This window comes from Bacillus sp. ChL18, from assembly GCF_026241425.1.
GTDB classification, from domain to species: domain Bacteria; phylum Bacillota; class Bacilli; order Bacillales; family Bacillaceae; genus Bacillus; species Bacillus velezensis.
This window is the reverse complement of the sequence record NZ_JAPHWE010000001.1, coordinates 569697-593033: the sequence shown is the minus strand read 5'-3', so window position 1 is coordinate 593033 and position 23337 is coordinate 569697. Positions and strand designations below refer to the sequence as shown.

11 protein-coding genes are annotated in these 23337 nt (G+C 48.1%); 4 read left to right on the top strand and 7 right to left on the bottom strand.

The genetic code is table 11. The annotated features are described in order from the left end of the window. Positions 1–17 precede the first annotated feature (17 nt). Genes OQ477_RS03200 through fabD form a run of 6 tightly spaced genes read right to left on the bottom strand, consistent with a single transcriptional unit; the run spans position 18 to position 18340 of the window. On the bottom strand, positions 18–12611 hold the full coding sequence (locus OQ477_RS03200) for a type I polyketide synthase (RefSeq protein WP_265971356.1): 12594 nt from the start codon (positions 12609–12611) through the stop codon (positions 18–20). 39 nt (positions 12612–12650) lie between these two features. Beyond that, positions 12651–13388, bottom strand: coding sequence for an SDR family oxidoreductase (locus OQ477_RS03195; protein ID WP_007408405.1), 738 nt, complete (start codon positions 13386–13388; stop codon positions 12651–12653). Between the two features lie 14 nt (positions 13389–13402). Then, positions 13403–14767, bottom strand: coding sequence for a long-chain fatty acid--CoA ligase (locus OQ477_RS03190; RefSeq protein WP_323054494.1), 1365 nt, complete (start codon positions 14765–14767; stop codon positions 13403–13405). After that, positions 14764–15036 (bottom strand): acyl carrier protein, encoded by a 273-nt coding sequence (locus OQ477_RS03185; RefSeq protein WP_003153264.1) that lies wholly within the window; start codon positions 15034–15036, stop codon positions 14764–14766. The genes OQ477_RS03190 and OQ477_RS03185 overlap by 4 nt, the downstream gene beginning before the upstream one ends. A 24-nt stretch (positions 15037–15060) precedes the next feature. Beyond that, positions 15061–16041, bottom strand: coding sequence for an LnmK family bifunctional acyltransferase/decarboxylase (locus OQ477_RS03180; protein ID WP_265971354.1), 981 nt, complete (start codon positions 16039–16041; stop codon positions 15061–15063). Between the two features lie 40 nt (positions 16042–16081). Beyond that, complete coding sequence (gene fabD, locus OQ477_RS03175; protein ID WP_265971352.1) at positions 16082–18340, bottom strand: ACP S-malonyltransferase; 2259 nt, start codon at positions 18338–18340, stop codon at positions 16082–16084. 735 nt (positions 18341–19075) lie between these two features. Between fabD and loaP the strand changes: the two genes are divergently transcribed. Next, entirely contained in the window at positions 19076–19606 is a 531-nt protein-coding gene (loaP, locus tag OQ477_RS03170; protein ID WP_265971350.1) for an antiterminator LoaP, read from the top strand. A gap of 344 nt (positions 19607–19950) precedes the next feature. Here the strand turns inward: loaP and OQ477_RS03165 are convergent, their stop codons facing one another. Then, positions 19951–20829, bottom strand: coding sequence for a LysR family transcriptional regulator (locus OQ477_RS03165; protein ID WP_265971348.1), 879 nt, complete (start codon positions 20827–20829; stop codon positions 19951–19953). A 138-nt stretch (positions 20830–20967) separates the two neighbouring features. Here OQ477_RS03165 and OQ477_RS03160 point away from each other — a divergent pair, with 138 nt between their 5' ends. From OQ477_RS03160 to OQ477_RS03150, 3 genes are all read left to right on the top strand, one after another. Then, positions 20968–21291: a GlpM family protein gene (locus tag OQ477_RS03160; protein WP_265971347.1), complete on the top strand. Its 324-nt coding sequence runs from the start codon at positions 20968–20970 to the stop codon at positions 21289–21291. 138 nt (positions 21292–21429) lie between these two features. Next, positions 21430–22446, top strand: coding sequence for an NADPH dehydrogenase NamA (namA, locus tag OQ477_RS03155; protein WP_003153250.1), 1017 nt, complete (start codon positions 21430–21432; stop codon positions 22444–22446). A 113-nt stretch (positions 22447–22559) separates the two neighbouring features. Beyond that, positions 22560–23333: an alpha/beta fold hydrolase gene (locus tag OQ477_RS03150; RefSeq protein ID WP_038459097.1), complete on the top strand. Its 774-nt coding sequence runs from the start codon at positions 22560–22562 to the stop codon at positions 23331–23333. Positions 23334–23337 lie beyond the last annotated feature (4 nt).

Here is a 23337-nt window from a genome sequence, read left to right as displayed (position 1 = left end):
TGGTTTCCTCCATTACGCTAATCCCTGTAAAAACCGATCGTTCTTTTTACAGCGGCTTCTATGCTTATTTCGTTTCTCTCCAATTCATCAAGCAGGTCTTCATAAGTCTCAAGCGGGGACATATCAGTCTCATAAGTCTCCCGGTGCCTTATATGCTGCGCTCTGTGCGGTATCCAGCAATGTGTTTTCGCAAAAGGATAGACGGGCAGGCTGACTTTTTTTGGCCTTTCGTCCGGATATAATTTTTTCCAGTCGACATGCAAGCCTTGCACCCATAATTTTGCAAGCATCGCATACTTTCCTGCTTCAATCCATTGATCTACGGTCCCGCTCATTTCTGCGTTGTCCGTCATCTCTGTAAACAGCTGTTTCATCGCTTTGTTCCGGCCTGTAAAGAAATTCTGCCCCGCCTCCTTGCCGCTGAGGAAATCATTCAGCGCGTTCGTAAGCTCTTCTTTTGTTTCAGCAATGACGGCAAGGCGCTCTTCCATTTCATCCCGGCCAAGCTGAAGCGTATAAGCGATACCCTCAAAAGTTCCGTCAGCTGAATGTGTCTTTTCCAAATATCTGCTCAGCTGTTCCGCACGTTCCTTCAGCTGTTCCGCCGTCTTTGCCGAGAGAATGAATAAGGACGGCTGAAGTTCACCGGCCGTCCATTGTTTCTCTTCAACAGGAGAAACATATTCTTCGAGCACGACATGAGCGTTGACACCGCCAAATCCGAACGAGCTGACACCCGCTCTCCGCGGCAGTTCATTTCCGCTATCATCAGTCGCCGCTTTCCACGGCTGAGTGTCGCGGACGAAATAAAACGGGCTGCCGTCGAGGCTGATATACGGATTAACGGTTTCACAATGCAGACTTTTAACGAGCGTTTTGTGCTGCATCTGCAAAATAATTTTTAAAAGCCCGGCCATGCCGGCGGCAAGCTCTGTGTGGCCGATATTCGTTTTGACGGAACCGAGGCCGCAATGAGGCTGATCGGGTGCCGTTACTCCGGCTTTCTGATAAAGCGCTGCAAAAGCGGCTTTGAGTCCGTTGATTTCTATCGGATCTCCGAGCGCCGTTCCCGTGCCGTGGGCTTCAATATAACTCACTGTACGGGGGTCGATGTTCGCTTGCTGATACGCTTTTATCATGACTTCTGTCTGTGCTTTCGGATTCGGCGATGTAAGGGAAGCCGCCCTTCCGCCATGATTTTCCGCCGTTCCGCGAATAACGGCATAAATACGGTCGCCATCACGTTCCGCAGCGGATAATGTTTTCAAAACAATCATGCCGGCACCTTCAGCTCTGACATACCCGTCCGCTTGATCGGAAAATGTTTTGCAGCGCCCGTCTTCACTGAGCATTCCCGCTTTATTAAAGCTGATATGCATATCCGGCGACACAATAGCATTGACGCCTCCTGCAATCGCGATGCCGCAGTCTCCGGCCTGAATTGCCCTGACCGCACGGTGAACAGCGACCAATGAGCTTGAACAGGCGGTTTCGATCGGTTCGCTCGGCCCATGTATATTCAGAAAATAGCTCATGCGGTTCGGACCGATTGACGGAACCGTTCCGGCGGCGGAAGAACCCTCAATCTCTATATGGAACTTTGAAGCTTCCTGGGCGTAACCGCTGTTTGTCGTGCCTGCAAAAATGCCTGTATTTGTACCTGACAGGCTTTTGGCAGAGCAGCCGGCATCTTCAATCGCTTTCCATACATGCATCATTAAAAGCCTTTGCTGAGGATCCATCATTTCGGCTTCATGCGGAGAAATACCGAAAAATAAAGGATCAAATTGAGCGGTTTCATCAATGAAGCCGCCCCACTTTACATTGCTCGCATTTTTATCTTTCTGCGGATCTCCGTAATACTGTCTCCAGTCCCAGCGCTCCGGCGGTATTTCAGAAATGCAGTCCTTTTCTCCGGCTAAATTCTCCCAAAACATTTCCGGATTTTCAGCCATTGGAAATGCACAGCTGATTCCGATTATCGCCACAGGCTCAGGTACAGCTGCGGTTTTTGTTTTAGGAAGGCGGGACTGAATCGAGAATGGCTCCGTCTTCATTTTTTTACGCACAACCGGTTTCTCCGTTTCTGTTTCTGTCTGTGAGCCGAATGTATCCGGATGTTCCGTCAGCAAGTATTGGGCAAAACTAAAGACTGTCGGGTATTCAAAAAATACGGCCGGTGTCAGTTCAAGCCCATACGTTTTATTTAGTTCATTTGCAAACTGCGTGAATGAAACCGAATCAAAGCCATAATCTCTCATCTCTGATTCAGCATCTATCTCGTCTTCTTTCACCTTCAGAAGGCCTGATATCATATGTTTGAGTTCCGCTTGTACTTTATTCGGCATATGGACGGGCGTCTTCCTTGACACATGAATGCTATTGGACGGTTCCGGCGTTTCAGGCATCAGGTTTTTTCGAATCCGTTTTTCGTCGCCCTCTGCCACCATGACCTGGTGTTCTCCGGAGGCAAAAGCGGCGTAAAGCGCTTGGATGCCTGACGCCGATCGCATGGCTTTCATTCCGGTCTGTTCGTACATCAGCCGTTCGGTCTCTTTGTCCACGCGCATACCTCCTTCTTCCCAAAGCGGCCAGTTGACAGACAGGGTCTGCCCGCTCCGCTTGGTGTCCCGCACGAGACGGTTCCGGCGGGCTGCATATACGTCCATAAATGCGTTGGCTGCCGCATAACCGGCCTGCCCCGGATTTCCCATGCCTCCCGCCAAGGAAGAAAACAGAATAAAAAAGTCCAGCCGCACATCTTTCGCTGCTTCATCAAGATTGATAAGCCCTTTCACTTTCGGCGCCATGACGGTCTTCCGTTCGTTTTCTGTCTGGTTCAGAATGTAATTGTCAGCAATTACGCCGGCACCGTGAATGATCCCGTCGAGTGTTCCGTGCTCCTCCTGTATGCCGCGGACGAGGGCGTTGACCGCCGCCCTGTCTGTCACGTCAACCGGTTGATACAATATTCGAGCACCCGACGCTTCCAAGCGCCGTAAGCGGGCGGAGCGCTCTTCATCAAGCACTTCTGCCCTTCCCGTTAATACGAGGACGGCGTTTTTGACGCGGGAGGCTATTTCTTCAGCGAAAATCAGGCCGATGCCGCCCGCTCCCCCGGTGAGGAGGTAGACCCCTTCGTCTTTCCACGGAACGGCGCCGCTTTGAGAGGCCGGCAGATGACGCCAGTTTCTGACGAGACGTTTGCCGTCTTCATAACGGATTTCCGCTTGTTCAGGATGCGCCCGGTTTTCTTTCAGCTTGGCAAGAAGCGATGATGCTGACTCGTCCGGATCGGCTTGGATGACTTGGCCGTACAGCTTCGGATGTTCAAGGTGAGCCGTTTTCAGAAAAGCGGCCAGCCCCGCCAATACATTGTCTTCCCCCCTGTCGGGGACAAGAAGCTGGATCAGCGTTTTTTTCTTCTGTTTTTCTTTGATAAGACGCTTGACGATCGCTGACAGCTCCGCCGCGCAGGCGTCATAACGGTCTTCAATCGGTCCTTCGCCGTCAGCCGCACATACGGCGCCGCTTATGTCCTCAGCGTTCATTCCGCCATACAGCGTCACGTATCTGAAAGACTCTTCTTGTCCGCCGCCTTCACCCGGCGGTGATTCCTGCCACTTTGGCTGAAGCAAGAGCGGTTTTTCCTCCGTTTCCTCTTCCAGAAAACGGGCGGTGAGCCCCGTCAATCGGACACATACCGCACCGTTTTCATCACACAGCTCAATATGATAGGCGCCGTCCGCTGAGGAAAGCACCGCCCACATCGTCTCCCGGCACGCAGAAAACACCTGCATATCCTGGAGGGCAAACGGCAGAAACGGCCGTCCGGACGCGGAACCGTCTGAGAGCACGAGGCCGATAGAAGCCTGAAGAGCGGCGTCCAGCATGCTTGGATGCAGGATGAACGGCTCCTTTTCCTCGCGGGCGGACGGCGGAAGAGTGAGCTTTGCGAGCACTTCTCCGCTTCCGGCATAGACGGTGTCAAGCGCCTGATGAGACGGTCCGTAGGTGATGCCGAGGCTGTCGAATGCTTCATAGCACTCAGCCTTTGACAAGTGACGACCGCCGCAGCGCGCCTGAACCGCTTCCACATCGAGTACAGGAGCACGCTCCGTCTCTTCGAGCACGGCCTTTCCCTGGAAAAAGACAAGCGGCTCTTCTCCTTCGGCATACGCTTCAAAAGCGATGTCTCCGTTTTCTTCCGGCTGAAGCTTTACATGAAGCGTCACTCCTTCAGAAAGCGCCGTCACCGGCCGGAGCCAAACGATCTGTTTGAGCCGGAGACCCGCTTTCCCGCCCGGCAAGTCTTCAGCGGCAAGTGTAACGGCGGCCCGGGCCATTTCTAAAGCAGCCGCGCCCGGAAGCACCGGTTTTCCATTGACGATATGATCCGCAAAAAACGGTTCATGCCCTGAAAAAACAGAAGTAAAGCGCTGGGCGGTAAAAGTCGATGTATTCGCGTGGAGCAGCGGGTGAAGTCTGGCTGCTTTCTCACTTTCCGCTGAGCCTGTTTTGTCAAGTGACACATCAGCTTTTGTGACCCAATATCGGTCTTTGGCAAAAGGGTAGGCCGGGAGACTGATGCGGCCCGGGTTGCGCTGATAAAGAGCTGACCAATCGACGTCAAGTCCTTTAACCCAAAGGTCAAGCAGCTTTCCGTATTTCCCTTTTTTCAGCCAGGCATTTATAGTAAGCGCCATATCTTCATCAGAAGTGAGCGAAGCCGCCAATGAATGATGTTTGGCTGTCCTGCCCCGCCAGATATGAGCATGGTCGATATTATGATCGTTTGAGAAACTCATAAGCTTCATTTTCAGTTCTTCTATCGACTCGGCCGTAAATGCAAGCCGCTCAGCCATCGGTTCTCTTCCCGTCTGAAGCGTGTAGGCGATCTTGGCCAAATCCCCGTCAGAACGTTTTTTTCTTATGACATCATCCAGAAGCTGGCGGGCGCGCTCTGTCAATTGCTGCTCATTTCGCGCTGATAAAATGATAACAGCCGGTTTTTGCGGAGAAACAGACGCGTTTTCCATTGGTTTCAGGCTGTCAGACGGCACATATTCCTGAATGATGACATGTGCGTTTGAACCTCCTGCTCCAAACGAGGAAATGCCGGCAATTCTCGGATATTCCTTCATTTCACCCGTGATATTCAAGACAGGTCGTTTCCATTCCGTTTCTTTTTGCTGTACGAAAAACGGAGTGTGCTCAAACTCAATATTCGGATTCAATTCCGCCGCATGCAATGAAGGGGCAATCCTCTTATGTTTCAATTGCAGAAGCAGTTTGGTGATCCCCGCAATTCCCGCAGCGCTTTCTAAATGTCCGATATTTGATTTAATGGAACCGATGGAACAAAACTGCCGGTCTTCTGTTGTCAGGCGAAAAGCTTTCGTTAACCCGTCGATTTCAATCGGATCTCCGAGCGCAGTGCCCGTTCCGTGGGCTTCCAAGTAACTGACAGTTCTCGGGTGAATGTCTGTCCGTTTCAACGTCTCTGCGATCAGATCAAACTGCGCTTTCGGATTCGGCACCATATAAGCGTTTGTCCTGCCTGCTGCGTTCAGCATGCTTCCTTTAATAACGCCGTAAATATGATCGCCGTCTTTCTCCGCTTGAGCAAGCGGCTTTAACACAATCGCCCCTACTCCTTCACCGTCAACAAAACCGTCCGCACTGTCTCCGAAAGATTTGCATTTATCACCGGGAGACAGCATTGAAAAAGCGGACAGCCGCTCATAGTGGGCCGGATCAACGATAAGATTGACTCCGCCGGCAATCGCTGTTTCACTCATTCCGCTCCGCAGGCTTTCTGCGGCGAGATGGACAGCTGTTAAAGAAGAAGAGCATGCTGTATCCACAGCCATACTCGGCCCTTGGAAATTGAACAAAAACGATACTCTGTTTGCAATAGACCAGTCGCTGGGAACCGTCGGGTAATTGCTGTTCATCACACCGACAAAGACTCCGATTTTCCGGCTGTCACAAAGCGTGGCCGGGGTGTACCCCGCATCTTCAATGCTTGAATAAGCAGTCTGCAGAAACACTCTTTCCTGCGGATCCATCCTTTCAGCTTCCGCGGGAGATATACGGAAAAACAGCGGATCAAATTTATCAATGTCATCGAGAAAACCGCCCCATTTTGAATAAATGGACCCCCATTTTCCGCGTTCCTCGTTATAAAACGTTTTCCAGTCCCAGCGATCTTTCGGCACTTCAGTAATAGAATGCCTGCCGGCTTTTACATTTTCCCACAGCTCATCAACGTGATCGGCGCCCGGATACCGGCCTGACAGACCGATGACAGCGATATCCTGGATAGAGGGATCTCCGTTCGTCCTGCTGCCTTCCTCGTTTTGAGGAATTTTGTTTTGTTTTACATTCAGGTTATCTGTGTGATCAGACAGCTGCTCCTCACGCACACCCATCGCTTTCATAAATGCTCCCCGCTGAGAAAGAAGCAGGTAATCCGCGATTTCTTCTATCGTCTGATATTCAAAAAAGAGGGTGCTGGTCATTTGGTCAAACACGTTACGAAAAGCATTTGTGAGCCTGACGACCAGAATAGAATCCAAACCGTATGCGGTTAAGGAAACCGACGGATCCATTCTCCCGCTCGGAATCTTCAGCGTTTTTCCTATTAATTCCGTCAGATATGTGATGCCCCGTTCTCTTACGTTTGGAATCGGCGCGGCGCTTTCTGCGGGAGCCTGCACCCGTCCGGCGTTTTCGGGATGAGCCCGTCCATTCCCGAATTGCCGCTCGAGCGCTTCTTTACGGGAAGACAGAAAGTAATCAGCAAGCTCATCAATGGTTTGATATTCAAAAAACAAAGTGCTGCTGACAGAACCGAAGACGTCTTTTAACGCGTTGGTCAGTCTGACGACCAGTATGGAATCCAATCCGTATGCGGTTAAAGGTTCATGGGATAAAAGACGATGCGCCGGCACTTTAAGCGCTTCACCGATTACCTTCTTCATCAGTTCAACGCTTTTTTCTCTCAGGCTGAAATGCAAGGTATCATCCGAAAGACCATCTGCGTCATACGGACGGCACTCCAGCTTTTCTTCTGACGCCTGCGGGAGGGCAAGCCTGACCGTTCCGTCACTTTCAGCCGCTATAATCTGCTGGCCTAAGTCGTGTGCGGCTTCAGCCGGAAACAGAGGATGGACGAATCCTTCAAGCGAAAGCGCTTCCGCCCAGCCGGACGGCTCAACCCCCGGACAGCCCGGAATCCGTAAATCATGATCCTCATACAGCCACCAGCCTTCAAGAAGGCCGAACGTCACATGGTTGAATATGGTGCGGCTATTGATCTCATTTATAAACAGCTGGCCGTTTTTTTGCAGCATTGCTTTCGCATGGCGCAGCGCAGAGCGGATATTTTTTGTCGCATGAAGCACATTGGTCGCGATCACTGCGTCATACGTGCCGATGTCCTGCGCTTCTGTTGATACCGGCTGCTCAGCGTTGAATATTTTATAAGTGACATAAGGATATTCCGGACCGAATATGTCTTCTGCATGTAAAAGAAATGCTTTAGAAATATCCGTGAAACAATATTCGGCAATATGCGCTTCATACGGTTTCAATTTTCTCATGACCGCGGCGCTCGTCCCGCCCGTTCCGGCTCCGATTTCTAAAATGCGGATTTTCGCCTGCGGGTCTTTTTCCAGACGTTCCTTCAAAACTTCAATCAATGTGTCAGCAAGCTTGTCATTGAAAAAATCAGAAATGATATTATTGCGGTAAATGCCTTCCACAAGACGGAAGGAGGAGTCAGGGAACATCACTTCCGTTGCCGGAAGCTTACCGGTTAAAATGTCTGGAAGCACACGCAATGTCTCTTCTGCCAATCTGACATGCGCCCTCATGTCTTTCTGGCGCAGCCAAGTCTCTTTTTTCCGCTCCCATTCCTCCCACACCTGCCCTAGATCCGTTTTTTCCGGAGCAAGCGCTAATGTATTCAGAAGGACAAAGCTCTCTTTCAGCCATCTGCTGTATTGTTCCGTTATGCCGGCAGCCGATTGAAATAACGGCAAAGCCTGATCAAGCCCGGCTCCCATCTCATAAAGGGTTGATACAAGCATTTTTTCAATAAGGGATTCCATCTCTCTCATGCAGCTCATGACACTTGATGCTTTTAACCGCTCAGCTTCGTCATTGTGCGTGATGTTAACCGCTAATTGTCCGAGTGCGGAAGGAATCTTTTCCGGATAAACCGTTACTTGTTCTTTCAGATCGTCTTTCATAAAAACCGGATCTGTCGTTTTAATCAGCGCCAGCTGGTCATGAGGTCCGGAAAGCAGGGTTTCCAGCGTTTTCATCGCTTCGGGCGCCTCAATAGAAGCGATTCCGTCCCGCTCCATCCGTTTCCGGTATTGTTCTGAGGCCACGACGCCGACACTTCCCCAAAAGCCCCAATTGACAACTTTTACAGCATACGGCGCTTTCTGTGAGATCCGCTTAGCAAAAGCGTCTTTAAACGTGCACCCGGCGGCATAATTGCTCTGTCCCGGCGCTTTTTGAAACGACATCATCGAAGAGAAAAACAGCAAGAAATCCAGGGGTTCCCCTTCAGCTACCCGGGCAATCTGCAAGCTGACATCAGTTTTTGCAGAAAGTGAAGCGCGGAATTGATCCTCTTCCATATTGGCAAAACTTCGGTCTGATAACACGATGGCGGAATGAATGATTCCGCGGACCTTTCCATTTTCCTTCACAATGGTGTCATACGCCCGTTTGAGAGAGTCATAATCCGCAGCATCCGCGCTGAAATATTGCGGTGCGGGACCTAAAGCCGCAAGTCTTTTCAGCTTTCTTTCAATCTGTGTATCTTTTTTCCTTCTCCCGATCCAGACAATTTTTGCCCGATAGGTCTGAATCATATATTCAGTCCATACTTCTCCTATTCCGCCTGCCCCGCCGATAATCACATAAACCCCGCCGTGCCGGTATAATGAAGGCTCATCTGTATGAGGCTGGCAGACGGCCAATTGCTGGCGGTGCCACTGACCTGCACGAAAGACCCACGGGTTTCCCTCGGGGTCCGCCGGTAAAGAGAAGACATCGGGAAGATGCCGGTCTCCCCTTTGAGATTCCAAATCAAGAAGCCGGATGCTCCAATTGCTGTATTCTTTTGCGAGCGACCCCGCTAATCCGTGTATGCTTGCATGACTCGGATTGACCTCATCATGTTCATGAATCGGCTGTGCTTGAAACGTGCAGATTGTCAATGATAGTTGTTCCGTGTCAAAATTCAGAAGCAGAAGCGCTTTTATCAGCCGGAAAAGCTGCATGACCCCGTGCTCCTGTCCGTCTGCCGTATCCGCATCATAAACGGATGGAACGGGATGATCCGGCGCCGCCCATATCATGTGTTGAAAAGAACCTTGCGCTTTCAGTGTTTCAGCCATTTGTTCCGCGCTGTCCAAAGAAGTGATGTCCGGAAAACGGACATCGGAATACATCTCTTTCAAAGCCTGCTGAAAATCCGGCCCGGCTCCGATGACGATTATTTTTTCTTCACGCATGAAAGACATGCCGGTTTCCGGAATGGTGACGGTGTTCCAAACCGGTGTCATAAGCAATTCCGTTTCACGGCTTTTCTTCGGCGTGACGCCGGCTTTTTGGTTAAACCAGGCGCTTTCCTGCACCTCTTTTATGATAAAATCTTTCACTGCCGCCAACAGCACGCCGCGCTCATCACAAATATGCAGATCAAATTGGTGAACGGAGGCCGCTTTTACCTCCGCATGCACAAATACGGTTTTCGCTAACGGTTCAAGCAGCTGTATTTCTCCGAAGGAAAACGGTACGATAAGCGCAGGCTCTTTTTGAAATTGCAGCACATGCGCCATTGCGGTTTGAACAGCGCCATCCATTAAGGACGGATGTAGGATGTACTGTTTAAAATCGGCTTCCAAGTGTGACGGGAGCGTTAATTTGGCCAGTGCTTTCCTTTCTGTATAAGAGAATTCGCGGATGACCTGAAAACTGTGCTTTTGCACGATTCCCGCCTCAGAGAACGAGTGATAGATGTCTTTCGGCTCCGTTCTCTGCGCAAATGGCGCCGGGAGCTGAAAGGCCGGGGCCTCAAAAGACGCTCCTTTTTCTTTACAAATCACTTCTCCTTGCGAAAAGAGGGTGCCGTCCGCTCCTTTTTCTTTAATGACATAGCTTATACGCTCTTTTTCTGCTTCAAACTCTATCATGACGGATCTTGGGTCTGTCCCTGTCACAATCGGCTCCATGTACCACACACTTTGAAGAGAGACGACCGGGCGTTCTCCCCACAATGCCGCGCCGTATGCCGCCATTTCCAGATGACAGACTCCGGGAAGCACATATTTTTCGTTCACTAAATGATCTTTAAAGAAATATTCATCCTTGGAAAATATCTTTTGAAACGTCCCTTTCCGGGCGGATGAAACATTCTCATCAAGCAGAGGATGCAGCGCTTCACGCCTTTTGGTATTTTGGGGCTTTTTTGTATACCGCTTTTTTTGATCAGTCAGCCAGGACGTTTCCTTTAAAAACGGATACGTAGGAAGCGGAACTTTCTGATACGGCGTTTTCGGCTTTTTGCAACCTTGAAGGCCTTTCACCCACAGCGCGGCAAATTTCTCAGGATCTGATACGGACTGGCCTGAAACGTCCGGCCGCCCGGGTGACGCTTTTCCGAAGTACATATGCCTGCCGTCGCTGTGACCGCTTACAAATCCGTCCAATCGCTGTTTCAGCTCAGAAAGGGATGATGCAATGACAGCAAGCCGGAAGGAGAAGGGCTCTCTGCCTGACAATAAGGTGGCAGCGATATTTTCCAGACTGTATCCGCCGGCAGAAGGCGAGTTTTCCAATCGGGCAAGAAAGAAGCTCAATTTCCCGGCATATTCTCTCAGCTGCTGTTCGGAATGTGCGCTTAATACGACGGCATGAGGTTTTTGCTCAGTATTCCCGTCCGCTTGCCGTTTTGGCTGATAAGCACCTACGATCAGATGGGCATTAGAGCCTCCTGCGCCGAATGAACTGATTGCGGCGATTCTCGGTTTATCTCCTTCAGCCGGCCACGGCCGATTGTTTCGGACGACATAAAATGGCGAATCAGAAAAAGAAATCTTGCGGTTCAGTTCCTCGGAGTGCAGACTGGCGGGAAGCGTTTCATGTTTCATGCTTAAAAGCACCTTGATTAAACCGGCGATCCCTGCAGCCGCTTCCAAATGTCCGATATTGGATTTCACCGAGCCGATTCCGCAGTCATTTTTCTCATCGGTCTGTTTATCAAATGCCATAGAAAGGCCGCGTATCTCAATCGGATCGCCGAGCGCCGTGCCGGTTCCGTGAGCTTCAATGTAGCTGATATCCGCCGGACTTACCGCGGCTCTGTTTAGAGCGGATAAAATCAGGTCCCGGTGCGCTTCCGGATTCGGCACCGTATACCCGGTCGTTTTGCCGCCGTGATTAGTGGCGGACCCCTTAATGACACCGTAGATGTGGTCTTTGTCCGCAATCGCTTTTTTCAATGGTTTTAACAAAACGGCTCCCGCGCCTTCGCCGGGCACGTAACCGTCTCCGCCTTCACCGAAACTGCGGCATTTTCCTTCAGAAGACAGAAAATGCGATTGGCTTAAAAACATGTATTTTTGCGGATGTAAGCTGAGGTTGACGCCTCCGGCAAGCGCCATTTCACAGTCGCCCGACATAATGGCCTGACAAGCCTGATGGACGGCGACAAGCGATGAAGAACACGCCGTATCAACAGCAATGCTCGGGCCATGGAGATCAAGGAAATAAGAAACCCGGTTCGGAATGCCCCAATATAAGGAGCCGGGGCCTTTGTACTGATCTTTGAGGAAACCTTCTTCGTGTGCAATTAATGAATATTCATTCCAGGTCACTCCGGCGAATACACCAATTTGATCCGTCGGCCTCGCCGCCGGGTTCCCGTAACCGGCATCCTCCATCGCTTCCCAGCAGCACGTGACATACAATTTTTGCTGAGGGTCCATTAAATCAGCTTCCCACGGGGAAACAGAAAAAAACAGCGGGTCAAATTGATCCGGATGATCAATAAAACCTCCCCATTTACTGTATGACGCGTATTCTGCCGTTTTCTCTTCCGAGTAATAAGAGCTGTCCCATCTATCCTCTGGGATTTCGGAGACACAATCTTTATTTTCTATTAAATTGTTCCAAAAATCATGCTGGTTTTCCGCTTTCGGAAACATCCCGCTCATTCCGATAATCGCAATATCAGAGCTCTCATCCGTTGCCGGTTCAGGCACCTTTTCAGCCGCCTGTACAGGAAGCAATTCTTCTTCCTGCCGGCTTCCCGTATCAGGCTCCGTTTCTGTGAATTCAAGAACGCTTTCGGGATTTCGTTTCTGCGCACTTAAAAACTCACTCAATTTCTCAATGTTCGGATATTCAAAAAGCAGCGTTTCAGAAAGACCGGTAAATTCTTTATGCAATATGGTCATGATTTCTTCACTGATGAGAGACGTCACGCCAAGAGTAAAAAAAGCGGTTTTATCTTCCGCTTCGGTCACCTCGGCACCCAGCTTTTGCGCTATTACCGTTCTTAAAAATTCGTTAATACATTTCATGAGGATACCATCCCTTGTACAAAAGAATTTTTCTGTGCTTTAACAAGTTAATCCGCCGTCTATGGCCATTGTCTGTCCGGTCATAAAGGACGATTCAGGAGAAAGCAGGAAACGAACGAGTCCGGTCATATCGTCTGTTTCGCCTAAACGTCCCATCGGCGTCCTTCTGATAATCTGCGATTTTTGTTTTTCCGGCATATTTTTCGTCATATCGGTGTCCACAAAACCGGGCGCAAGTGAATTGACACGGATTCCTTTAGACCCGAGCTCCCTGGCCAGGCTTCGCGTCAAGCCGTCAAGAGCCGCTTTGGATGCGCTGTAGACTGAAGTGCCTTTAAATCCTCTTGAGCCGATAATGGAGCTTATGTTAACGATTGATCCGGAATTTTGTTTCAGCATGACACGGGAAACGTTTCGGGTCAGCTTGATGACTGAACCGATATTCAGATTGAGGATGCGGTCAATGTCTTCATCATTGGTCAGGGGCAGCAGCTGATCAAGGTTCAAACCGGCGTTATTGACCAAGCCGTCTATTCTGGAAAACTTGCGGTATACTTGAAGAACAAACTGTTTCATGGCGGCATCATCCGCCGCATCCGCCGCTTCCCAATAAAAGCGGCCGCGGTACTTTTCACTCTCTCTCAATGTGTTAATAAAATCAGATTCACTGCGGCTGAAAGCGGCTACTTTGTAATCCTCATCCAAAAGCGTCTGTACAATCGCTTTTCCCAGCCCCCGGCTTCCTCCGCTGACGACCGCTACTTTTCCGTTATTCATATTTGCCTCCTGTTTTACACGTTTCTTATTTTTTTAAATCGATCATTAGACAGTTTTCGATCTGTAACAGAGATGATCTGCGGTATCTGATATGGCTGCAGCTTCTGTTTGCAATGAGCTACGGCCCGCTTTCTGAAAGATTTGATATCTTCCTCTTTTTCAAGCACGGCCTCTGCCGCAACAATCTCGCCTGTAATCGGATTTTTTCTGCCTGTTATGAGAACATCCCGGACATTCGGTATCTCCAGAAAGACGCTTTCCACCTCTGCCGGAAACACTTTCTCTCCGCCCACATTAATGATTTCACTCTTTCTTCCGAGAATTCTTATATATTCGCCGTCTGTTTCCACCTGGTCACCGGTGTCATACCAGCCGTCTTCATCGAAAGGTGACGGTGCGTTTAAATAGCCGAGCATCGCCGACTCAGAACGGATCCAAAGCGTGCCTCCGGTAATTTTGGTCTCAGTTCCGGCGCCGCCCACTTTCATCCAAGTGGATTGGCTGTCTTTTGATTTCGTTGAGAAAATCCCCAGTTCAGTTAATCCGTATGTTTGTTTCAGCCGTACATCCGGAAACATCCGGTGGATGCCGCGCAGCGTTGATTGCGGCATCGGCTCTGTGCCGTAAGTGATCAGCCGGAGTGAAGAGAGGTTATAGCCGGCATCCGCCTTGGACATCAGCAGCATGTTTAAAAAGGTCGGGGTGGCGGGGAGCACTTGGACAGCATGTTTGTCGACCGCCTGATAAACGGACTCCGGCGTTCTGCTGTCTGATGTCACGATCGTTCCCCCGTTAAACAGAATCGCAAACAGCGTATTAATGCCGCCGATATGATCTAATTTCAGAAAAATGAGCGTACGCAGCGGTTTTCTCTTCGCCGTTTTATATTTTTCAAGCAGCCGGCCGGCGCTTAACACGGATGCTTTGCTTTTGCCGGAGGTTCCCGATGTGAAAATAATAATGCCTGATTCCCCTCTCTCACGCAGGTCATCAAGCAGAGGGTGAGAGGCGCTTTCAGAACCTTCACGAAGCGTCCAGCTGTCATTTTCATTTATTTCAATGATTTGATTCACTTTCGCGTCTTCAAACATATCGAGATGCTTTTCCCTTGATTCATTGCTGAGAGGGACAACGATATTTCGGTTTAACAAAAGCGCCATCAGCAAAAAAATGGCGTTCGGGGAATAATCCCCGATAAGCGCCACACATTCTCCTTCACGTATTCCGTTTTGTTTAAGTTCTTTCTGAAAAAAGCTGATTCGTGTCAGCAAATCATCATACGTAAAAGTCTGCCCTTTAAAGATGAGAAACTCACTGTCTTGCGTTTCCCTAAGCTTATCAGTCACCCAGCTGATATCTCCCCTGCTTTCTGTTTTCATGATTGAGCACTGTCCATATATTTTTGATAAATATCACAAATGCTGCCGACGGTTGTAATGCTGGAAATCGTTTCTCCTTGGGAAAAAGGATCTACTCCGGTTTCCATCTCCATCTGTGCGACTAATTGAGCGATATCCAGTGATGAGAAGCCCAGATCCTCTATGACTCTCACATCATCTCCCGCTTCGACGGCCCGATATGACTGCTGTTCTTGAATGTCCTGAATGATTTGAGCGATGATCTGCTTCATTTCCTTGGTTTGTTCCATTTGCTTTCAGCTCCATTCTTCATTTTATAAACTTCTGATGACCCGTTTATAATCCGGAATATGATCTTGTGAAGAGGTCGGCACCGCCAGCAGCTTATCCACCTTGGAAATGGCCAGCAATGTATGATTTCTTTTCATATAGACTTCAATCTGATAGCTGATTTTCGCCACTGAGATCATACCGAGGGACTCACCGTGAAAGTCGGGATCGCATTCTTCAATGTGTCCCGTCATATAAATATCAAGCTCTTCATCTGCAAAACAATTTCCGTAATAATACGTCTCTCTTTCGAGCAAAAATAAATGCCGCGCGATTGAAACCGGAAAACCCGGCTTCGACCGGCGCGTCATCCATTCAAATTCCGCCGCATCCATTATCTTGCTGAATTTCGCAAACACCATGGCATGCCCCGGCGCAGCATCCTGATCAACAGGAACCCGATATGAAACGGGGTCTGCTGTTTTGAGGTTGCCCGGCTTCATACCGAAGGCGTCCGTTCTGATTTTCTTTGACCGCATCAGCGCGTAAGGCGGCTTGGCTAGCTTAGAAAGTTCCGTAATGCACTCAGCCTTAGGCGCTGAGACTTTGCGGGTCGAACCTTCTGTTTGTGTGACGTCGACGACAATTAAACTATTGGCTTTCATAGAAGGAAACCGTCCCCGGTCCCACTCGCTTTTATCAGAGCTGACCGCTCCTTTCGGCCCGAACAAATAATCAGATTCTAATATGGTTTCTCCAAACCGGGAGATATCGACTCCGACGGAAACCTCGTCCCATAATCGGTACTGATCAAGAGGCTGATCTGAAGGAACTTTAAGATGTGTCATAAAATAAGCCGGATACAAAATCAGCCCTTGGTGATCGGCCATCTGATCAGGCCGGAATCCCGTTCCGTCCGTTAAATGGTGACTGTGTGCGTTGCCGAATAACAGCAGCAGCGCGTACTCATTCAAATTCCCTAACCCGACATGGCTCATCGTTAATTCATGATTTTCAATCAGCATGGTCTGTCCTCCGCAGAAAAAATGTAATGGCTGGTCATACTCAGCCTGTAATCGATACCAGCCTTTGCGCAAGAAGGCCGGCTGTTTCTTCCATGAGCTGTTTGCCGATCAGATCGACATGCCTGTTTCTCCAATTTTCAAGCGGGGTTCCTTTCACCCACTGATTAAACGCGCCGAGCGCAGGGCCGCAATGGATTTGGTAATCTATTTTACTTTCGCTTTTCCCTTCCAGAGCGAGCCTTGTCGTATGAGAAAAATACCATTTAAATACCATCGCCATTTTGTGTTTCGGATTCTGTTCGGCTTTGGCGATCTGTTCAGGAGATTTATCACGTTTCAGCTGCTCATACACTTCTTCAAAACCGCGCTGGAAATACTTTTCTTCAATTAATGTTTTCGTTTTTTCATCTATTTCATCTAAAGAATTGTATTGTCTGTACAAGTCAAAGAGTTTATTGGCTCTTGCCGGGAAAAACAGTCCTTTTTTCAGCACCTGCACCCTTGCTCCCGCTTCAAACATATCCCCCGCGGGAGCGTATGACGTATCCTGCACGTTCGCTTCCTGAAGCAGATCTTTCACTGAATCACTTGTCCCGGCTTCGACCGTGCATTGATTAATAGAACCGGTTCCGATAAATTCGGCGCCGAGCAGAAACGCCGCAGCAGCCGCTTCCGGAGTGCCGATGCCGCCCGCTGCGCCGATTCTTACTTTTTTCGCATAACCGTGCTTCTCCATCATGCGGTCTCTGAGTCTGATCATGGCAGGCATTAATGTATACGGAATCCCTTGGTCGGTATGCCCTCCTGAATCCGCTTCAACGCAAATGTCATCAGCCATCGGAATTTCTTTTGCAAGCGCCGCTTCCCCGGCTGTCAGCCGATTGTCAGACACAAGTCTTTCCAGCACATGAGCCGGAGCCGGATTCAGAAAGGCCTCAGCGACTTCAGGCCGGGATACTTTCGCGATGATTCTGTTTTGAACTGACACCGATCCGTCATGATTCCTGCTTAATCCCTTTGCCCTGTATATAACGAGAGCGGGGGTTATGCCCATAAATGCCGATGCTTCAATTAGATGAATGCCGTTTTTCAAATATAAATCTATCATTCTGACTTCCTTGTCAGGTGACATCATATGATGAAGAAGATTCATTCCGAATGTTTCCCCTTGCCGCAGTGCAGACCGGATGGTTCCGATGGCCTGTCCGATCCGTTCGATACTCAATCCGCCCGTTCCGAAAAAGCCCAGCATTCCCGCTTTTGCCGCTTTAATGACCATCTGTTCCGAAGCAATTCCCCTGTACATGGAGCCCGTCATGTAAGCATATTGGATGTTATAATCTTTTTTAAAATCTTCGTTCCCTAATCTCATTCCCGCCGTTTTTTGCAGATCAGCTGCCGATGCTTTAACATCAGCAGTATCAGACTCTTCTTTCGGCATAGGTAATGGGACGGCATCTTTTTTAATCTGACGCGTCAGTTTTGTCAGCACTTCCCCGGGCCCGACTTCTGCAATTTCATTATTTTCAAGTCCCATCAGACGGCGTATCGTGTCCGTCCACTTTACCTGATTGGTCATTTGCAAAGTCAGATTTGTTTTGATTTCATCATTCTTATAAGGTGCGGCATGAAGATTTGAGATCACCGGAAAACGAAGAGGCAAAAACGCCGTTTCTTCTAAATAATCCGCGAACTCTTTTTCAGCATCTTTCATATAGCGGGAATGGAAGGCGCCGCTCACATTTAAAGGAAGGTACATTCTCACGCCGGCTTTTTCAAAGACGGGGCCCGCTTTTTCAATGTCTTGTTTCGTTCCGGCGATCACAATTTGCGAAGGTGAATTGTGGTTAGCGATATCAATGCCGGTCAGATGATAATCGGATAGAACCTCTTTTACTTGTTCAGCGGTAAACCCCAAAACCGCCGCCATGCCTCCGGGAGCTGCCTTGCTCATGAGCTCCCCTCTTTTTTTTACAAGCTGCAAACCGGTCTCAAAATCAAAGCAGCCGGCCGCAAATAACGCATTATATTCTCCTAAACTGTGCCCTGCGGCGTAATCAGGCTCTCTGCCGGACTCTTTCATTTTCTTTAAATAACTGAGTGCACTCACCGTATATAACGCCGGCTGGGTAAATTGCGTTTTCCCCAGCTGGTGATTCGGATCCTCCAGACACAATTCTTCTATAGAGTAGCCTAATATGTCATCAGCCTGACGTGTCAGATCTTGAAATTCATCAAACAGTCCGGCTCCCATTCCTTTAAATTGAGAACCCTGCCCCGGGAACACAAACGTAAGCATCTTATCCTCATCCTTTCCGCATCGCCAATTTTGTACATCACATGTGTTTCTCCATACAAAAACGTCTCTTATATTCATATATTGACTGGTGTAAACACCGGCATAAAAATAAAAACACAAACGCGTTTGCGATTCAGCACAGGTTTAAAAATCGCAAACGCATTGTGTTTTCCTTTTCTAACATAATTTATATAAAGACATCTTGCTTGTTTACTGAATGTTTCGCATGACAAGCTGCAGTGCCAATATGCCCGAAAACAGCCATGACGGCACACTTCTCCCTTATCATGTATATGTAGATATATACACTGCAATCATTTTTATAATCCCTATTTCCTCTTCAACGTGCCGAAACAGCGATTGAAATTTAATAGGTGCTTTACATCAATTTAATAAATTTAACAAATAGTTGCTATTTAAAGAGAATAATATCAATTTATAGATAATAATGTCAAGGCTTTATTTCGTTATTTTCTGACATTTATTCCACAGTTTTATATTCGGTGGACAGTCGGCATAATTGTTTCGGGATAAATGTCAGATAATTCCCTGAACCCTTTTCATGTCAAAGAAAATTTCATCGCTTCTCTGTCAATTGGGTCTATACTTATTTTTCATTTTCATATATTATGTAAAAAAAAGACGAATTAGAAAAATTTTTAATCACTTTAAATACTATCCATTAAATACTTTCTTTGTATAATAATTTCTTATTATTCTAAGGAGGATCCAGTCATGAAATGGTACGCACTTTTTGTAGAGTCCGGAAAAGAAGAAGCAGTGCAAAAATTTCTGCGTCTGCAGTTTGATGAGCAGGCTCTCTACTCAATCATACCCAAGAAAAAAGTCACAGAACGAAAAGCCGGAATCAAATACGAGGCACTCAAAAAGATGTTTCCGGGATATGTTCTGTTTAAAACGAAGATGACAGAGCGGACATTTCATAAAATCAAAGAACTCCCCATTTCATGCAGAATCGTGAATAACGGCGCATATTATTCCAAAGAGCGTAAAACCTATTTCACGACAATTAAGGATGAAGAAATCCTCCCTATTATCAGGCTGATCGGAGAAGGAGACACTGTAGATTATTCAAAAGTCTATATTGAAAATTCAAAAGTAACCGTTGCCTCAGGGCCTCTTAAAGGAATGGAAGGCATTATTAAAAAGATCGATAAAAGAAAAAGACGCGCCAAAATCTGCCTGTCTTTTATGGGACTGGACAAAATGGTCAACGTCGGAATTGAAGTGCTCTCCAAATCCTAGCATTTCAAAAAAAGCATCAACAGCATGTGCCGTTGATGCCCTTTTTATATAAACAGACGAAAGCCCGACACCAAAATAACCCCGCTCACCACCGTCACGGTCAGACTTTTTGTTTTCAAGGCATAGTTGACCTGAAGCCGGGCTGCGCCCATGAGGCAAAATCACATTTAGGGAAAGAATACATTTTAGTCAAGAGCTGTGAATTGACGGTTGAGCTTTATGACGAAAAGCATGTACTGACTTCGGGCGATGCCGCACAGTTATTTTAATTCCTCGGATGAATCGGTGACATATTTTATGCTGGTCTATTATCCTGAACCGGCTTAAACGCACATCAGGCTTCTTCAGACAGAAGCCTGATGGACCGCAACCCATTCTTGTATGCATTGAATCAGTTTCTGGACAGAAGGTGTCTGCGTCTCCTTTGCATGAGCTGTCAAAATGCCGAGCTGCCTGGAGACATACCGGTCGAACCGTTTGATGAGCACATCACAATCATTCACCAAAAGCTGCGGCAAGATGCTGATCCCCAGATTGTTCCGCACCATTGCAATAATCGCTTCATCCCCTCTGATTTGATAAGCGACCCGCGGCGTGATCTTTTCTTCCTTCAGCACTTTCAGCACATCAAAATGTGTCTCCGGATAAGGCACGATACATTTGACGGACTCCATGACATGTAACGGAACCGTTTCACATTGCGCCAATTCATGCTGCGGGCTCATCACCGCTACAATCGGGTCTTCGGCCAACGGGTAAAAATACCACTTCTCGCTGTGGGATGTCCCGATCGCCGCATCAATCCGGTCATCTTTCAGCCATTCTTCCAGTTCAGTAGAATTTCCTTCAAACAAATGCACCTTCATGGAAGGATACAGCTCATTAAATTCCCTCAAAATTTTCGGCAGCCATTTTACGGCCACGCTCGTAACAGTTCCGAGCCGGACTTCCCCTCTTTCTAACCCATTAATATTATCAACGGTTTCAGACAGTTTTTCATAGTTTTTTTGAATTTCCTTCATAATATGTAACACTTTCAAGCCATTTGCGGTGGGCCGCACTCCATGCCGCTGTCTGATCAAAAGCGGAAAACCGTACTCTTCCTCTAATTTACTGATCATTTGGCTGATGTTCGGCTGTGTGTAATTCAATATGGCAGCGGCTTGGGTCAGGCTGCCGCTTTCAACCGTTTTAATAAAGGCTAAATGCTTCTTTAAATCCAACCGGCTTCATCTCCCAGATATCATTCTTTATTATCCAATGCATTAGTTATATTTAGTTTACTTATACATCAATCAAAAATAAAATGGCAATGTCTCCATCATTATACTTGATAACAAACAGAAGGTGAGCGTTTCAGCATGAGTTTTCTCATTCAATTTTTTATCGGCGGCACCGTTATGGTGACCGCCTCGTATTTAAGCAAATCGAAATACTTATTTTTATCAGGCGTTATCACATTGCTGCCGATCATGACGTTACTGAATATTCACTTGCAGCTGAAAAATATGAGCCCCGACGATTTCAGAGCCGCTCAAAAAAACGGAATATTCGGTGCCTTCGGCGCAGTGATCTTCATCAGCAGTATTTTCATCCTGACAAACTGGTTCAAAGGAGGCCACGCAGTCATCGGTGCGTTTCTCATCTATATTTGCTATATGATCGGCTGTAAATGCCTGTTATGAAGATACGGCCACGCTGTGTATAAAAAAATGCCCTTCCAGAACAATAATAACAATGCGCTCAGTCGTGAGCAGTTTATATGACTGAATGATCATGAATTGTTATAATCAATGTCTAAAACATTCCGGGAGGCGAAATAAATGGCCAGAAAATTATTCACACCATGGACCGTTAAAGATGTAACGATCAAAAACCGTATTGTTATGGCACCGATGTGCATGTATTCCTCACATGAGAAGGACGGAAAACTGCAGCCTTTTCATATGGCGCACTATATATCGCGTGCAATCGGCCAGGTCGGCCTGATTATCGTTGAAGCGACAGCCGTTAATCCGCAGGGGCGCATTTCCGATCAGGATTTAGGCATTTGGAGCGATGATCATATCGAAGGTTTTGCCAAACTGACGGAACAAGTGAAAGCGCAAGGATCTAAAATCGGCATTCAGCTTGCGCACGCCGGACGTAAAGCTGAGCTTGAGGGAGACATTTACGCTCCGTCAGCCATTCCGTTCGATGAGCAGTCCAAAACACCGGCTGAAATGACGACAGAACAAATTAAAGAAACCATTCAGGAATTCAAACAGGCAGCGGCGCGCGCGAAAGAAGCCGGCTTTGACATTATTGAACTTCATGCGGCACACGGCTACTTAATGCACGAATTTTTGTCCCCTCTGTCCAATCACCGTACAGACGAATACGGAGGCTCACATGAAAATCGCTACCGCTTCTTAGGCGAGACCATTGAAGCCGTCAAGGAAGTCTGGGACGGCCCGTTATTTGTCCGTATTTCTGCATCGGATTATACAGACAAAGGGCTGGACATTGCGGATCATATCGGTTTTGCGAAGTGGATGAAAGAACAGGGAGTCGACCTCATTGATTGCAGCTCAGGCGCACTCGTTCAAGCTGATATTAACGTCTTCCCAGGCTACCAAGTGAGCTTCGCGGAGAAAATCCGTGAACAGGCCGAAATCGCAACAGGCGCCGTCGGTTTGATAACGACGGGAACAATGGCGGAAGAAATTCTGCAAAACAACCGCGCTGACCTTATTTTTGTCGCGAGAGAACTTCTGCGCGATCCGCACTTTGCAAGGAGTGCAGCGAAGCAGCTGAATACTGAAATACCGTCACCGGTTCAATACGACAGAGCATGGTGATGAAGTGACAGCCGGAGTTTTTCGATCCGGCTGTCTCTTTTTTTATTTTTTGAGAAACGATTGCCGAAGCTTCTCCGTCTTCCCTATAGAACCAATTAGAGGGGATGACTCCAATGAAAGCAGCATGGATGGAAAGGACATATCTGATTGACGGGTGTCCGTTTTATACGAAACACCGTAAAGGCGCCGGCGAAGTGACGATCGTCTTTGAAGCCGGCTACGGCACTTCTTCTGAAACATGGACATCATTACTCGCTGACATAGATGAAGAATTTGGGGTTTTCACATATGACAGAGCCGGAATCGGCAAAAGCGGACAAAGCCGAAACAAGAGAACGGCGGACCACATGGTACAGGAATTAAACACTCTTCTTCTGAAGGCCGGCGTCAAGCCTCCTTATCTTGTCGTCTCGCATTCATACGGCGCGATTATCAGCAGACTTTGGGCGAGCCGGAACCGCCGGGATATTCTCGGGATGGTGATGCTTGATCCGGTTTCTGAGGATCAGGAGACGAAAGTGCTTCCGCTTCTTCCCGAAGAAATGAAAGCCGCCTATTTGAAACAGTTCATATTGGAAGGATCACACGCGGAATTTTTGACGAGCCTTCGTCAGATCAAGCATCAGCAGATTCATTTCGGCGATATGCCGCTGTTGATTTTATCATCGGGAGAGCGGGATGAGCGCTTAAAGCACGCTCATGAACAATGGGTGAAACTGCACAGAAGCATGCTTGATGTCTCTTATCAAAGCGGATGGATTCAGGCCAAAAACAGTTCTCATGCCATTCACCACGATGAACCGCACATCGTCCACCTTGCCATTTATGATGTTTGGTGCGCGGTGCGCCAGCAAATGAATGCTCCTGCCTATCAGGCGGTAAACTGATAAA